At 55.0% G+C, this 14145-nt stretch carries 13 protein-coding genes; 9 read left to right on the top strand and 4 right to left on the bottom strand.

Features of this window, described 5'->3' with window-relative positions:
* Positions 1 to 4: 4 nt before the first annotated feature.
* The gene (gene xthA, locus ABGA49_RS02535) at positions 5 to 811 is read right to left on the bottom strand and encodes an exodeoxyribonuclease III (protein WP_061495040.1); all 807 of its coding nucleotides are present in this window, start codon (positions 809 to 811) and stop codon (positions 5 to 7) included.
* 446 nt (positions 812 to 1257) lie between these two features.
* On the opposite strand from xthA, the gene ABGA49_RS02530 reads away from it, so the two are divergent.
* The 7 genes from ABGA49_RS02530 to ves all read left to right on the top strand — a co-directional run bounded on the left by ABGA49_RS02530 (position 1258) and on the right by ves (position 8946).
* A complete protein-coding gene (locus tag ABGA49_RS02530; protein WP_088236912.1) occupies positions 1258 to 2478 on the top strand; it encodes an aspartate aminotransferase family protein in 1221 nt (406 codons plus the stop codon).
* Entirely contained in the window at positions 2475 to 3509 is a 1035-nt protein-coding gene (astA, locus tag ABGA49_RS02525) for an arginine N-succinyltransferase (protein ID WP_347665087.1), read from the top strand. The genes ABGA49_RS02530 and astA overlap by 4 nt, the downstream gene beginning before the upstream one ends.
* Complete coding sequence (gene astD / locus ABGA49_RS02520; protein ID WP_347665086.1) at positions 3506 to 4984, top strand: succinylglutamate-semialdehyde dehydrogenase; 1479 nt, start codon at positions 3506 to 3508, stop codon at positions 4982 to 4984. Before astA ends, astD begins: the two co-directional genes overlap by 4 nt.
* The gene (gene astB, locus ABGA49_RS02515; protein WP_061495045.1) at positions 4981 to 6306 is read left to right on the top strand and encodes an N-succinylarginine dihydrolase; all 1326 of its coding nucleotides are present in this window, start codon (positions 4981 to 4983) and stop codon (positions 6304 to 6306) included. Before astD ends, astB begins: the two co-directional genes overlap by 4 nt.
* An 11-nt stretch (positions 6307 to 6317) precedes the next feature.
* Entirely contained in the window at positions 6318 to 7283 is a 966-nt protein-coding gene (astE, locus tag ABGA49_RS02510) for a succinylglutamate desuccinylase (RefSeq protein WP_347665085.1), read from the top strand.
* A gap of 314 nt (positions 7284 to 7597) precedes the next feature.
* Entirely contained in the window at positions 7598 to 8080 is a 483-nt protein-coding gene (gene spy, locus ABGA49_RS02505) for an ATP-independent periplasmic protein-refolding chaperone Spy (protein ID WP_061495049.1), read from the top strand.
* 308 nt (positions 8081 to 8388) lie between these two features.
* The gene (ves, locus tag ABGA49_RS02500; RefSeq protein ID WP_347665132.1) at positions 8389 to 8946 is read left to right on the top strand and encodes an environmental stress-induced protein Ves; all 558 of its coding nucleotides are present in this window, start codon (positions 8389 to 8391) and stop codon (positions 8944 to 8946) included.
* On the opposite strand, the gene cho is transcribed toward ves, so the two are convergent.
* A complete protein-coding gene (gene cho / locus ABGA49_RS02495) occupies positions 8932 to 9807 on the bottom strand; it encodes an excinuclease Cho (protein WP_061495052.1) in 876 nt (291 codons plus the stop codon). The two genes, ves and cho, sit on opposite strands and share 15 nt — an antisense overlap.
* Before the next feature lie 84 nt (positions 9808 to 9891).
* Entirely contained in the window at positions 9892 to 10722 is an 831-nt protein-coding gene (nadE, locus tag ABGA49_RS02490) for an ammonia-dependent NAD(+) synthetase (RefSeq protein ID WP_061495054.1), read from the bottom strand.
* 253 nt (positions 10723 to 10975) lie between these two features.
* Here nadE and osmE point away from each other — a divergent pair, with 253 nt between their 5' ends.
* Entirely contained in the window at positions 10976 to 11317 is a 342-nt protein-coding gene (gene osmE, locus ABGA49_RS02485; protein ID WP_061495056.1) for an osmotically-inducible lipoprotein OsmE, read from the top strand.
* 64 nt (positions 11318 to 11381) lie between these two features.
* Here osmE and katE read toward each other — a convergent pair whose 3' ends face one another.
* Positions 11382 to 13640, bottom strand: coding sequence for a catalase HPII (gene katE / locus ABGA49_RS02480; protein WP_088236910.1), 2259 nt, complete (start codon positions 13638 to 13640; stop codon positions 11382 to 11384).
* Between the two features lie 203 nt (positions 13641 to 13843).
* On the opposite strand from katE, the gene cedA reads away from it, so the two are divergent.
* Positions 13844 to 14101 (top strand): cell division activator CedA, encoded by a 258-nt coding sequence (gene cedA / locus ABGA49_RS02475; RefSeq protein WP_276326311.1) that lies wholly within the window; start codon positions 13844 to 13846, stop codon positions 14099 to 14101.
* The last annotated feature ends 44 nt before the right edge of the window (positions 14102 to 14145 follow it).

Genomic DNA, 14145 nt, shown 5'->3' with positions numbered 1-14145 from the left:
CGGATCAGACCTTAAATTTGGCCCACACCGGTGCATGGTCAGAGGGTTTTTCCATGCTGCGGATGTCGTAGTCGATTCCGGTTTCGATGCAACGTTCCGCCAGCGGCTGGCTTGCCAGCAGCAAATCGATGCGTAAGCCGCGGTTGTCATCAAAGCCTTTGGAGCGGTAATCAAACCACGAGAAGCGATCCTGCGTGTCCGGGTGAGCTTCACGGAAGGTATCCACCAGTCCCCAGCCTTTCAGGCGATCCATCCATTCACGCTCTTCCGGCAGGAATGAGCATTTTCCGGTGCGTAGCCAGCGTTTACGGTTCTCTTCACCAATGCCAATGTCCAGATCTGTCGGACTGATGTTCATGTCGCCCATGATTAAAACCGGGTTCTCTTTTTTCAGCTCGGTTTCAAGGAACTGTTGCAGATCCTGGTAAAACTTCTCTTTTGCCGGAAATTTCAGTGGATGGTCGCGGCTTTCGCCCTGCGGGAAGTAGCCGTTGATCACGGTGATATTGCCGAGTGGCGAGGGTAGCTCCGCCATAATAATGCGACGTTGGGCTTCTTCACCGTCGTTCGGAAAACCACGACGTACAGAAACCGGGGTCTCCTTGGTCAGGAGTGCGACCCCATAGTGGCCTTTCTGCCCGTGGTAAAAAACGTTGTATCCAAGGCGCGCCACCTCTTCGAGAGGAAACATATCGTCGTGCACTTTTGTTTCCTGCAGTCCGATAACATCCGGTTGATGCTGTTCCACAAGCGCTTCAAGTTGGTGAGGTCGGGCGCGCAGGCCATTGATATTAAAAGAGACGAATTTCATAGTCGCAGCCACTTAGCAGAGTGAAAGATGCAAAGATGTTAGCAGAGTTTATGTTTCGCAACTGCCACTTATTGGCACACTCCCTGATTCATCCACGTCTTTGTACAAAAAACACGCCAGACGCCCTGTTTATGGGCAGGTTGCGCTAAAACAGGGCAGTCGATGAAAATTAATTTCGCTGATGATCACAGTTCCAGTATTAATTATTCTTATTGCATAAACTCTCGCCTTATCCCGCCTGCCATCACTACCTGCTGGCAATTTATTCACTTTTTATGCAAATAAAATGAATATCGACAGGCTATAAGTCATTGAAATAGTGTCGTTGAACTCCGTTTATGCACTTTTAGAGCTAGCTGGCACGAACTGTGCAATCTACATTTACAGCGAAAGAGTTCATATTTATTAACATTTAATCAACTATTCATTTACCGGATGAGGTCGCTATGTCTATATCTATTACGCGTGAAAATTTTGATCAATGGATGTTGCCCGTCTACGCGCCAGCGCCTTTTATCCCGGTCCGTGGAGAAGGTTCACGCTTATGGGATCAGCAGGGGAAAGAGTATATCGACTTCGCTGGCGGCATTGCGGTCAATGCACTGGGCCATGCGCACCCGATGCTTTGCAAGGCGCTGAGCGAGCAAGCGGCGAAATTCTGGCATACGGGCAACGGCTACACCAATGAGCCGGTGCTGAAACTGGCGAAGCGGTTGCTCGATGCGACGTTTGCCGATCGTGCCTTCTTTTGTAACTCCGGCGCAGAAGCCAATGAAGCGGCGCTGAAGCTGGCACGAAAATATGCGCACGACACCGCAGGTCCTCAGAAGAGCGGTATTGTGGCCTTCAAAAACGCGTTCCATGGTCGCACGCTGTTTACCGTTAGTGCCGGGGGGCAGCCTGCCTATTCGCAGGATTTTGCGCCGCTGCCACCGGAGATCCGTCATGCGGTCTACAACGATTTAGCTTCCGCCCGCGAACTGATCAATGACGATACCTGCGCCGTGATTGTGGAGCCGATACAGGGCGAGGGCGGTGTCTTACCGGCCACGACGGCGTTTTTACAGGGGCTGCGTGAACTGTGTGACCGTCATCATGCCCTGTTGATCTTTGACGAAGTACAAACCGGCGTTGGCCGTACCGGCGAGCTGTACGCCTATATGCACTATGGCGTCACGCCGGATGTCCTCACCACGGCCAAGGCGCTGGGAGGCGGTTTCCCGATTGGCGCTATGCTCACCACGGAGACGTTTGGCCACGTGATGAATGTAGGCACGCATGGCACGACTTATGGGGGTAACCCCCTGGCAGGGGCTGTGGCGGGCGCGGTACTGGATATCGTCAATACCCGTGAAACCCTTGATGGGGTTAAGCAGCGCCATCAGTGGCTGACGGAACAACTGACCGCATTGAATAACCGCTATCACCTGTTTAGTGAGATCCGTGGGTTGGGATTGTTGATCGGCTGTCAGCTGGCTACAGAGCATACCGGTAGTGCGAAACAGATTGCGCAACTGGCAGCAACCGAAGGGGCAATGGTGCTGATTGCCGGGGCGAATGTGGTGCGTTTTGCGCCTGCGTTGAATATCAGCGAAGAAGAGATCCGCACCGGGCTTGCACGTTTTGCCCGCGCCTGCGAAAAATTCATTGCGGGGTCCTCATCATGATGGTGATCCGTCCTGTCGCCAGCGGCGATTTACCTGCGTTAATGTCCCTCGCCGGGAAAACCGGTGGCGGATTAACCTCATTACCGGTGGATGAAGCCACCTTGTCCGCGCGCATTGAGCGCTCTCGTCAGACCTGGGCCGGCGAGTTGCCAAAAAGCGAGCAGGGTTATGTGTTTGTGCTGGAAGATACCCAAAGCGGAGACGTGGCGGGGATTTGCGCCATCGAAGTCGCCGTTGGCCTCAACGATCCCTGGTATAACTACCGGGTGGGTACGCAGGTACATGCGTCGAAAGAGCTGAACGTCTATAACGCGCTGCCTACGCTGTTTCTCAGTAATGACCACACCGGCAGCAGTGAACTCTGCACGCTATTTCTCGATCCCGCCTGGCGTAAAGAGGGGAATGGCTATTTGCTGTCGAAGTCCCGCTTTCTGTTTATGGCGGCGTTTCGCGACTGCTTTAATGAAAAAGTGGTGGCCGAAATGCGTGGGGTGATTGACGAACATGGCTACTCTCCGTTCTGGGAAAGCCTGGGCAAACGCTTTTTTTCAATGGCATTCAGTCGGGCGGATTATCTGTGCGGCACCGGGCAAAAGGCATTTATCGCTGAGCTGATGCCCAAGCATCCCATCTATACCCATTTTCTCAGCGACGAAGCGCAGGCGGTGATTGGCGAGGTGCATCCGCAAACCGCGCCTGCCCGGGCCGTGCTGGAGAAAGAGGGTTTCCGCTACCGCAATTACGTCGACATTTTCGACGGTGGGCCTACGCTTGAGTGCGATATCGACCGCGTGCGGGCGATCCGCAAAAGCCGGCTGGTGGAAACCGGCGAGGGGCAACGGGCGCCAGGCGAATGGCCTGCCTGTATTGTTGCCAATGAGCAATACCAGCAATTCCGCGCCATGCTTATTAACGCTGACCCCGCCACAGAGCGGTTGTTGCTCACACCCGCAGAGCTGGACGCGTTGAAATGCCAGCCGGGTGATACCGTACGACTGGTCCGCCTTTGCGCCGAGGAGAAAACAAAATGAGTAACTGGATTAATGGCGACTGGGTAACCGGTCAGGGCGAGCGCCGCGTGAAGACCAATCCGGTGAGTCACGAAGCACTGTGGCACGGTTTTGATGCCGATGCCGCGCAGGTTGAACAAGCGTATCAGGCAGCGCGAGCGGCATTTCCACAGTGGGCACGGCAGCCCTTCAGCGCGCGGCAAGCGATAGTGGAAACATTTGCCTCGCTGTTGGAGACCAACAAACAGGCGCTGGCGGAGATCATCGCCCGTGAAACGGGGAAACCGCGCTGGGAAGCGTTAACGGAAGTCACCGCGATGCTCAATAAAGCCGCGATTTCGGTGAAGGCTTACCACACTCGCACCGGAGAACAGCATACAGAAATGGCCGATGGCACGGCCACGCTTCGTCACCGCCCGCACGGCGTACTGGCGGTATTTGGCCCCTATAACTTTCCGGGGCATTTGCCGAATGGCCATATTATTCCGGCTTTGCTGGCGGGGAACACGCTGCTGTTTAAACCCAGTGAGCTGACGCCATGGAGCGGCGAGGCGGTGGTGAAATTATGGGAACAAGCGGGGTTACCCGCCGGGGTACTCAACCTGCTACAGGGGGGGCGTGAAACCGGACAAGCGCTGAGCGCCTTACCGGGGCTGGACGGTTTGCTGTTTACCGGCAGTGCGCATACCGGTTACCAGTTGCACCGCCAGCTTGCCGGGCAACCGGAGAAGATCCTCGCGCTGGAGATGGGCGGCAATAACCCGCTGATTGTGGAAGATCCCGACGATATTGATGCTGCCGTGCACCTGGCGATCCAGTCGGCCTTTATCACCGCCGGGCAGCGCTGTACCTGTGCCCGTCGTCTGTTGGTTAAGCGGTCGGCGGCGGGGGATGCTTTCCTTGAACGTCTGGTCGCGGTGAGTGCGCGCCTGATCCCGCAAGCCTGGAACGCGGAACCTCAACCGTTTCTGGGTGGACTGATTTCGCAACAGGCGGCGCAGCATGTTTATCAGGCCTGGCAAGCGCATGAAGCACGCGGAGGGAAAACCTTACTTGCGCCGCGCATACTTGTTGAAGACACCTCTCTGCTGACGCCGGGGATTATTGATATGACCGGTGTGGAGCAGGTACCGGATGAGGAGGTCTTTGGTCCGTTGTTGTGTGTGTGGCGCTACGATGCCTATCCGGACGCGATTGCGCTGGCGAACGACACCCGCTATGGCCTGGCCTGTGGGTTGATCTCCCCCGACCGGGAAAAATTCGACCAGCTTTTGCTGGAAGCGCGCGCCGGGATCGTTAACTGGAATAAACCGCTGACGGGCGCAGCCAGTACCGCGCCATTTGGCGGCGTTGGCGCATCCGGTAATCACCGTGCCAGCGCCTGGTACGCCGCAGATTACTGCGCCTGGCCGATGGCAAGCCTTGAAACGGCGGATTTAACGCTGCCGCAGACGCTCAGTCCCGGTCTGGATTTTTCCCGCGAGGAGCAGCCATGAAAGCGCGTGAGGTGAATTTTGACGGTCTGGTCGGTTTAACGCACCACTATGCGGGGCTGTCGTTTGGCAACGAAGCCTCGACCAAACACCGTTTTCAGCAATCAAACCCGCGGCTGGCGGCAAAACAGGGGTTGTTGAAAATGAAAGCGCTGGCGGATGCGGGCTTTCAGCAGGGGGTGATCCCACCGCATGAGCGTCCTTGCCTGCCGGTGTTGCGCCAGTTGGGCTTTAGCGGCAGCGATGAGCAGGTGCTGGCGAAAGCGGCCCGGCAGGCGCCGCATCTGTTGTCCGCCGCCAGCTCCGCATCCGCGATGTGGGTGGCGAATGCGGCAACGATTTGCCCGTCCGCGGATTCTCTTGATGGGAAAGTGCATCTGACGGTCGCCAGTCTGAACAATAAATTCCACCGTTCCATCGAAGCGCCCACGACCGAAGCCTTGCTACGGGCAATCTTTCGTGATGATACGCATTTTGCTGTGCATCCGGCGTTGCCACAGGTGGCGATGTTCGGTGACGAAGGCGCGGCAAACCATAACCGTTTTGGTGGTGATTATGGCGAGCCGGGCGTGCAGCTCTTTGTCTATGGTCGGGAAGAGAGTGCGCACACGGCGCCTGCACGCTATCCGGCACGCCAGACACGGGAAGCCAGCCAGGCAATCGCACGTCTCAATCAGGTCAGGCCACAGCAGGTGCTGTTCGCCCGGCAAAACCCGGACGTCATCGATGAGGGGGTGTTTCATAACGATGTGATTGCGGTATCGAACCGACAGGTTCTGTTCTGTCACGAACACGCGTTTGTCGACCAGCCGCGTTTGCTGGCGGAATTGCAGGCGCGGGTGCCGGGATTCATGGCCATTCAGGTACCAGACAGCGAGGTGTCGGTGGCGGATGCGGTAGCAACGTATCTGTTTAACAGTCAGCTACTGAGTCGTGACGATGGCAGCATGATGCTGGTATTGCCACAGGAGTCGCAGACACACGCGGGCGTTTGGCGTTATCTGAATGCACTGCTGGCGCAGGATAACCCGGTGAGTGAGTTGCAGGTCTTCGATCTGCGGGAAAGTATGGCTAACGGTGGAGGGCCGGCGTGTTTACGCCTGCGCGTGGTGCTGACCGACGCTGAGCAGCGGGCGGTTAACCCGGCGGTAATGATGAATGACACGCTGTTTACTACTCTCAATAATTGGGTCGATCGCTATTATCGCGATCGTCTGACTCAGGCTGATTTAGCGGATCCGCAGCTATTGCGTGAAGGGCGCGAAGCGCTGGATCGGCTGACGCAGTTGTTGCATTTGGGGTCCGTTTATCCATTCCAGCGTTAACAGGAGGCCGTATGGATAACTTTCTTGCCGCAACCTTATCGGGCGACATCCCGCGCAAAATGTCAGGGGAGTCAGGCGGTATTCACTGGCTGTGGCATGAGCAAGGGATCCTGGAACTGGTGCCGCCGCAGCCTTGCGGGCGCTCGCTGGTGATCTCGTGCGCCATTCACGGCAATGAAACTGCGCCGGTGGAGATGCTGGATATTTTGCTAAAGAACCTGTTTGCCGGTACGCAGCCGCTGACCTGGCGGTTGCTGGTGGTGCTTGGTAATCCGCAGGCGCTGGCACAGGGTAAACGCTACCTGAAAAATGATCTTAACCGCCTGTTTGGCGGACGCTGGCAATCCATTCCTCCCAGTGATGAAACGATGCGCGCAGCGCAGCTTGAGCGGGCGCTGACGCACTTCTTCGCCGACGGCGACGGGGTGCGCTGGCATCTGGATTTACATACCGCCATTCGCGGTTCGCACCATATACGTTTTGGGGTGCTTCCGGTGAGAACGGAACCCTGGGATGAACTCTTTCTTGAGTGGCTCGGCGGCGCGGGCATGGAGGCGCTGGTGTTTCATCAGTCGCCTGGGGGGACCTTTACCCATTACAGTTGCGAGACATTTGACGCGCTGGCTTGCACGCTTGAGCTGGGTAAGGCACTGCCGTTTGGGGAGAATGACTTAAGCCAGTTCCAACGAACAGCCTGGGCGCTGGCGGCCTTATTAGCCGGGGAGCCCGCGCCGGATACTGAAAGCCCACCGTTGCGCTACCGGGTGGTACAGCAACTGACCCGCCACAGTGAAGCATTCAAACTGTATATGTCGCCGGAAACGCTGAACTTTACCCCTTTTGAGGCCGGCACCTTGCTGGCGGAAGATCGCGGGGAACGTTATGTGGTGCAGCATCAACAGGAGTATGTCCTGTTTCCCAATCCGAATGTGGCTATTGGTTTACGGGCAGGATTAATGCTGGAAAAAATAGAGTAATTATTCAGCCCTGCCATTGCGGGGCTTATTTTTATCACCATTATGAATAAATTGCGGATTTATCCTGGTTGACGGCTTTATTTATAAGTGAGCCTGATTTATAATTCTTCATAATTACTTCTGAATCAGTGTGTTGAATATTTAATTCTCAACTCTCCACGGTTTATCCTTATTTCCTCCTTATTTGACGTAAAAACGGTCTTTACACTTTCATTGTTTTACCGTCCCTCTGATTAATTGACGATAAACACGGTAAAGTGATTAGCGTCAACACGGCAACCGCCGTAAGTAAAACCGAAGTAAGGAATAAAATTATGCGTAAATTAACCGCCCTGTTTGTTGCCTCTACCCTGGCTTTCGGTGCCGCTAACCTGGCATACGCTGCTGACACCACGACAGCGCCTGCAGACGGCAGACCGATGATGCATCACAAGGGAATGAAGGGGCCGCACGAAATGATGTTCAGCGATCTGAATTTGACCGATGCGCAGAAACAGCAGATCCGCGACATTATGAAAAGCCAGCGTGACGCAATGAAACGTCCGCCGGTGGAAGAGATGCGTGCAATGCATGAGATTATTGCCAGCGACAGCTTCGATAAAGCGAAAGCGGAAGCGCAAATCGCCAAAATGGAAGAACAGCATAAAGCACGTATGCTGGCGCATATGGAAACGCAGAACAAGATTTACAATATTCTGACCCCGGAGCAGAAAAAGCAGTTCAATGCGAATTTTGAGAAGCGTCTGACAGAACGTCCGGCACCGGAAGGTAAAATGCCTCCTGAATCCGCTGAATAATTCAGCCCCCTCTTAAGACCGCCGGTTTTGCCCATCCAACGTTTTGCGTGGTGGGCAGCGCCGGTGGTTTTTCTTACATTCCCTCTTGCCAGCCGCCACCGGCGCGGTATCCTCATCAGGCTCCCCTTCGTTGGCGGTGTCACTTATCTGGGATTTATACTTTTTTACATGTCTGGTTATCCAGTGGCCTAAGGCAAATCATTGAAACTGCCGATAACCCGGGCATGTCAATTTAAACGATAACAAGTATGCACGCTGCCCACAGAAGCAGCGGCACCGGCGAGATACTGCGCCATTCAGGAGGGATGATGGAATACTTTGATATCCGCAAAATGCCGGTAAACCTTTGGCGTAACGGTGCGGGCGAAACCCGTGAAATTTGTTGCTTTCCACCGGCAACGCGGGATTTTAGCTGGCGTGCAAGTATTGCATCGCTTGCCAGTAACGGCGAATTCTCGCAATTTCCCGGGGTTGATCGCGTGATCACGCTGATTGAAGGCGGGGAAGTCACCCTGGATGGCGGCAGTGCTTTTTACCATACCCTCAAACGGCACCAGCCTTTTACGTTTGCCGGTGAGCAACCGGTAAAAGCGGAGCTGTCAGACGGCCAGATGTCGATGGATTTTAATATCCTCACCCGCCGCGATCGCTGTCGTGCGAAAGTGCGCATTGCCGATCGCACCTTTACGACCCTTGGCGAGCGTGGTGGCGTGGTTTTTGTCCTCAGTGGCGCATGGCAACTGGGCGATAAGCTACTGACGACCGATCAGGGAGCGTACTGGCAGGAAGGGCGGCATACTCTGCGTCTGCTCAAACCTGAAGGGCAGTTATTGTTCAGTGAGATCGCCTGGCTACCGGGTCATTAAGGCCAGTTCGGTTATCTCATACTCGCCACCCATCAGCGGCTTACAGAGAATTTTGTAGCCGTCATGATCGAATCCTGCCGGAGTACGCAACAGCGCCCCGGCATCGTTCAGGTTAGTGACCGACCCCAACCACAGCCAGTTATGGATGATGTGATATTGCGTCATCGCCTCACCTTGTTCTTTGAGTCCGACAGGGCCTTGCCACGGCCAGCACACCAGTTGCAAACGCGCCATTGCGGCAGTGAAACGCATCTGGTGCGCCTGGGGTGTCTCTCTGCCGCAGCAGGCACCTGCACAGCGGTGCAGCGCGGCGCGAAAACAGGGACGACCACGTGTCAGCGACTCCAATCCGAGCAGGCCATAACAGAGCTTCTCTTCGTCCGCGATCGACTGTAACGCCTGCAACGCCGCCCGGCGGTTAGCGAACAAGCCGTACAGGTCCGGGGAGGTCGAAAAATCCACTTCTTTTGCATACACCACCTGCGGCTTCTCGCCGCTCAACCGCAGCGAGCAGAGTTGGCGGTTGCGCCGCAGACGCTTATTGAATAGCGGCTGCTGCTCTTTAATCAGCCGGGCTTCCAGCAACAACGCGCCCATCTCTCCGGCAGTGCAAATCCAGGTAATACGTCGCGACTGGCGCAGCATGGCTGCTTCATCCGGGGTTCGCAAATGGGAAAGGACACGGCTGCGGATATTTACGCTTTTACCGATATAGAGCGGCATGGCGTCGCTTTCACCGTGGAAAATATAGACGCCGGGCAGCCTGGGCATAGCCTCAAGCGACGGGCGCAGATGTTCGGGATATTCATAGATTGCCGCAGCGTCGAACTCGGGACGCGGGCCGGAAAGACGCCTGACCACCACTGACTCCTGATACTGTTTACTTATCCAGTATAGCAGGCGCGGTCCGGTTAAAAAAGAGGCGGCCTGCGCCGCCCTGAAGAATTATTGTTTTTTCCAGAAGTCGTCGAATACCGTGATCGGCGGGCGACGCTTGTGCTCAGTTTTCAGATACCAGCCTTCGATAATATGCGCCGTGGCGGCATCCAACGTTTTCCCTTCCAGGTAGTCATCAATATTTTCGTAGGTCACCCCCAGTGCAGCTTCATCAGGCAGCGACGGACGATCGTCTTCCAGATCAGCCGTCGGGGCTTTTTTATACAGATGTTCCGGGCAGCCCAGCCAGGCGAGCAACTGTTTACCCTGGCGTTTGTTCAGCCGGAAAATCGGGTTGATATCGGTGCCGCCATCGCCGTATTTGGTGAAAAAGCCGGTGACCGCTTCCGCTGCGTGATCGGTGCCGACTACCACGCCTTTACTCATCCCGGCAATGCTGTACTGCGCTTTCATTCTTTCGCGCGCTTTTTCATTGCCGCGCACGAAATCGCTCAGCTCAATACCGGCATCGCGCAGCGCCTGTTCACTGGCCAGCACTGCGCTTTTAATGTTAACCGTCAGCACGCGATCCGGTTGGATGAACGCGATGGCGTCCTGGCAATCCTGTTCATCCGCCTGGGTGCCGTAGGGGAGACGGACAGCGATAAATTGATAGGTGGCATCGCCGGTTTCCTGACGCAACTCAGAAATCGCCATCTGGCACACTTTGCCTGTCAGGGTAGAATCCTGGCCGCCGCTGATGCCGAGCACCAGCGATTTCAAAAAGGGATAGGTCTTCAGATAGCTTTTCAGAAAGTCTACGCTGCGGCGAACTTCTTCTTCGGCATTGATGGCGGGTTTCACGCCTAACGCCTGAATAATCTCTTGTTGCAGAGTCATTTACCCCTCCGTTATGTAATCCTGCTTTGCAGGTTGCAAATAGATGATGGGCTCAAAGTAACCCTTTGCCGGTAAAACGACAAGGATCACAGATTTGAGTGTCGCAATTTAAGGCATTTTAGTTGCTTATTTCCGTTTTATTAGAACTTTCCGAAAGTTATGCCATCTCTGTCGTATAGTTGAAAAATGCAATTTTATATTCCAGGCTTAGATAACACGCTGATACACAAGCGGATAAACAAGAGGATGGAATATGAACAAGAACATCGCAGGAATTCTGGGTGCAGCGGCGGTACTGACGATGCTGGCAGGGTGTACGGCCTACGATCGCGCCAAAGATCAGGTGAGCCAGCCAGTGGTGAAAGATGTGAAAAAAGGCATGAGCCGCCAGCAGGTCATGCAGGTTGCTGGCCGTCCTTCATCCGAAGTGACCATGATCCATGCACGTGGTACGTGCCAGACTTATATTCTGGGCCAACGTGACGGTAAAACAGAAACCTACTTTGTTGCACTGGATGAGACCGGTCACGTCATGAACTCCGGTTATCAGACCTGCGCCGAGTACGACACCGATCCGCAAGCACCTAAGCAGTAACTTTTTTCTTTTCAGCCTGAGCAAGAAAAACCGGCCGCATGGCCGGTTTTTTTCTGCTACCGCATTACGCGGGAATGCTGTCGATTTTTTGCATCCGTGACCACACGCGATGCGTAGCCAGCAGGGTGAGAAAATCATCCATCAGCATGGCCGAGGCACTGTCTGCTTCCACGATCCCTTCTTCGCCTTGCGCATCCACACCCAGAAGAGGTTTAAACTGACGTGCATCGCCAAACAGGGCGATGGTTTTCAGGTGCTTATAGGCTTCAAGCAGGTAGTATTTGGCATCGCCGTTTTGCAACAGCCCCTCCGCATTACCACCGGGCACAATTACCCCATCGACCGTAAGAGACGGTGAACCCGCAAAGGTCGCAGCAACCGGCAGTTCGGATCCATCATCGGCGGTAACGCTCCCCATCCGTGAAAAGAGCAGCTTGCTATGGACACCCTGTGCGCTCAGTCCCTGTAATATGGTCAGTACATCCGCTGCACTGACATTTTCATGCAACAGCACGGCGACCACGCGGCCTTTTACCTTCCCGTCCGGGACGGCATACAGACTTAACGCCGGATCTTTTTTGATGCCGTTGACATCCGCTGGCGGCGCGATGTTGCGCTGTTCATCACTTAGCGTCAGACCGAGGTTTTCCGCCACCGCCTGTGCGAGCGTGACATCGACATGTGCCAGTTGATCAACCACCCGTTCGCGAATATAGCCGCGCGCCACTTTACTGAGCTCAAAGCTGAAAGCATCAACAATATGGCGTTGTTCAAACGGTGTCTGGCTCAGCCAGAACAGGCGCGGATGTGCGTAATACTCGCCAAAGGACGGGCTGCGTTCGCGGATCTTTTGACCTTCCACCCGGGTCTGGTAGGTTTCAAAGCCGCCGCGTTTCGGGCCGGGAGGCGTTTCACGCGGCCAATTGTCATTGATCGAGTTCGGCTCGTAGTTGGCCGGGTTGCTGTCGATCTCCATGCGATGCATGCCGTCGCGCTGAAAATTATGGTAAGGGCAGGTGGGGCGGTTAATCGGGATCTCGTGGAAGTTTGGCCCACCAAGGCGGCTGATTTGCGTGTCGGTATAGGAGAACAGACGCCCCTGCAATAGCGGATCGTTGGTGAAATCCAGACCCGGCACGATATGACCAGGGTGGAACGCTGCCTGTTCGTTCTCGGCGAAGAAGTTATCCGGATTACGGTTCAGCACCATTTTCCCGACACGTTGAACCGGTACCAGTTCCTCGGGGATCAGTTTGGTGGGATCTAACAGATCAAAATCAAACGTAAACTCATCTTCTTCGGGGATCAGCTGCAACCCGAGCTCATATTCCGGGTAATCCCCGGCTTCAATCGCTTCCCAGAGTTCCCGGCGATGAAAATCGGGATCGCGTCCGGTCAATTTTTGCGACTCATCCCAGACCAGCGAGGCTTTGCCTGCCAGCGGTTTCCAGTGAAAACGGACGAAAGTACCTTTACCTTCGGCATTCACCAGGCGGAAGGTGTGAATGCCAAATCCTTCCATGGTGCGGTAACTGCGTGGAATACCGCGATCGGACATTGCCCACATCACGTTATGCAGTGTTTCGGGCTGGAGCGAAACATAATCCCAAAAGGTGTCGTGCGCGCTTTGGCCCTGGGGGATAGCCCAGTGGGGTTCAGGTTTCACCGCATGCACAAAGTCGGGGAATTTATGCGCATCCTGAATAAAAAACACCGGCGTATTGTTACCGACCAGGTCGAAGATACCCTCTTCGGTATAGAACTTGGTGGCGAAACCGCGAATATCCCGCACGGTATCCGCAGAGCCAGCACCGCCCTGCACCGTAGAGAAACGGACAAAGACCGGGGTGATTTTATCCGGGCTGGAGAGAAAATCTGCTTTTGTTATCTCACTCAGGCTGCGATAGGGCTGAAAATAGCCGTGCGCGGCGGAACCGCGGGCATGAACTATCCGTTCCGGAATGCGTTCGTGGTCGAAGTGGGTGATTTTCTCGCGCAGGATAAAATCTTCCAGCAGCGTAGGGCCGCGCGTACCGGCGCGCAGTGAATTTTGATCGTCGGCAATGCGTACGCCCTGATTGGTGGTCAGGGGAAAATTTTCACCGCCCTTACGAAACGGATCCAGCGCGTCGAGTTTCTCATTGACGGTATCCGGGGCTTTCAGACTACCTGGTGCGGTGGGCTGTTCGCCGGGGGCGCTGGGTTCAGGGGAAGGGCGGTGAGAATTGTCTTCGGGGGCAAGGGAATCCAGTCCAGGTTTCGATTCACGCGGATCGTGAACCGGGGACTGGCGAGGATGCTGGTCTTTCTCATTATGCGACATTGAACTCGTCTCCTGTTTTCATTGCTGAAAAATGGCCGTGGTTACGTCAAAACACCCCTAACTATAGATCACCCCCCTGGCAATGGCTGTACGAGGCGGCAGGTGGGAACCCTGCGAAAAATAAGAGAAAGTCACGCCAGGCGCGACGTACAGGGCGACAATCGGCTATCATAGGATTTTCCCGGTTGTGAAATTCGTATTTAGTGAACGCATCGCCTATGAAACCTTTTCGTCAACAAAACCGTCGAGTTATCAGCTACGTACCTCGCGTCGAGCCGGCGCCTCCCGAGCATGCCCTGAAAGTGGAGGGGTATCGTGATGTTTGGTTGTTACGTGGCAAATACGTGGCGTTTGTGTTGATGGGGGAGACGTTTCGTCGTTCGCCGGTATTCAACGTGCCAGAATCCGCTCAGCGCTGGGCAATGCAGATGCGCCAGGAAGGGGAAATCGACGACGAGTAACGGCGGAAAACGTGCGGAACCGCAGGAATAAAACAGGCTGTGAA

The organism is Kosakonia sp. WA-90, from assembly GCF_039871955.1.
In the GTDB taxonomy this organism is placed as follows: Bacteria; Pseudomonadota; Gammaproteobacteria; order Enterobacterales; family Enterobacteriaceae; genus Kosakonia; species Kosakonia oryzendophytica.
This window is presented reverse-complemented; position numbering and strand designations above follow the sequence as displayed.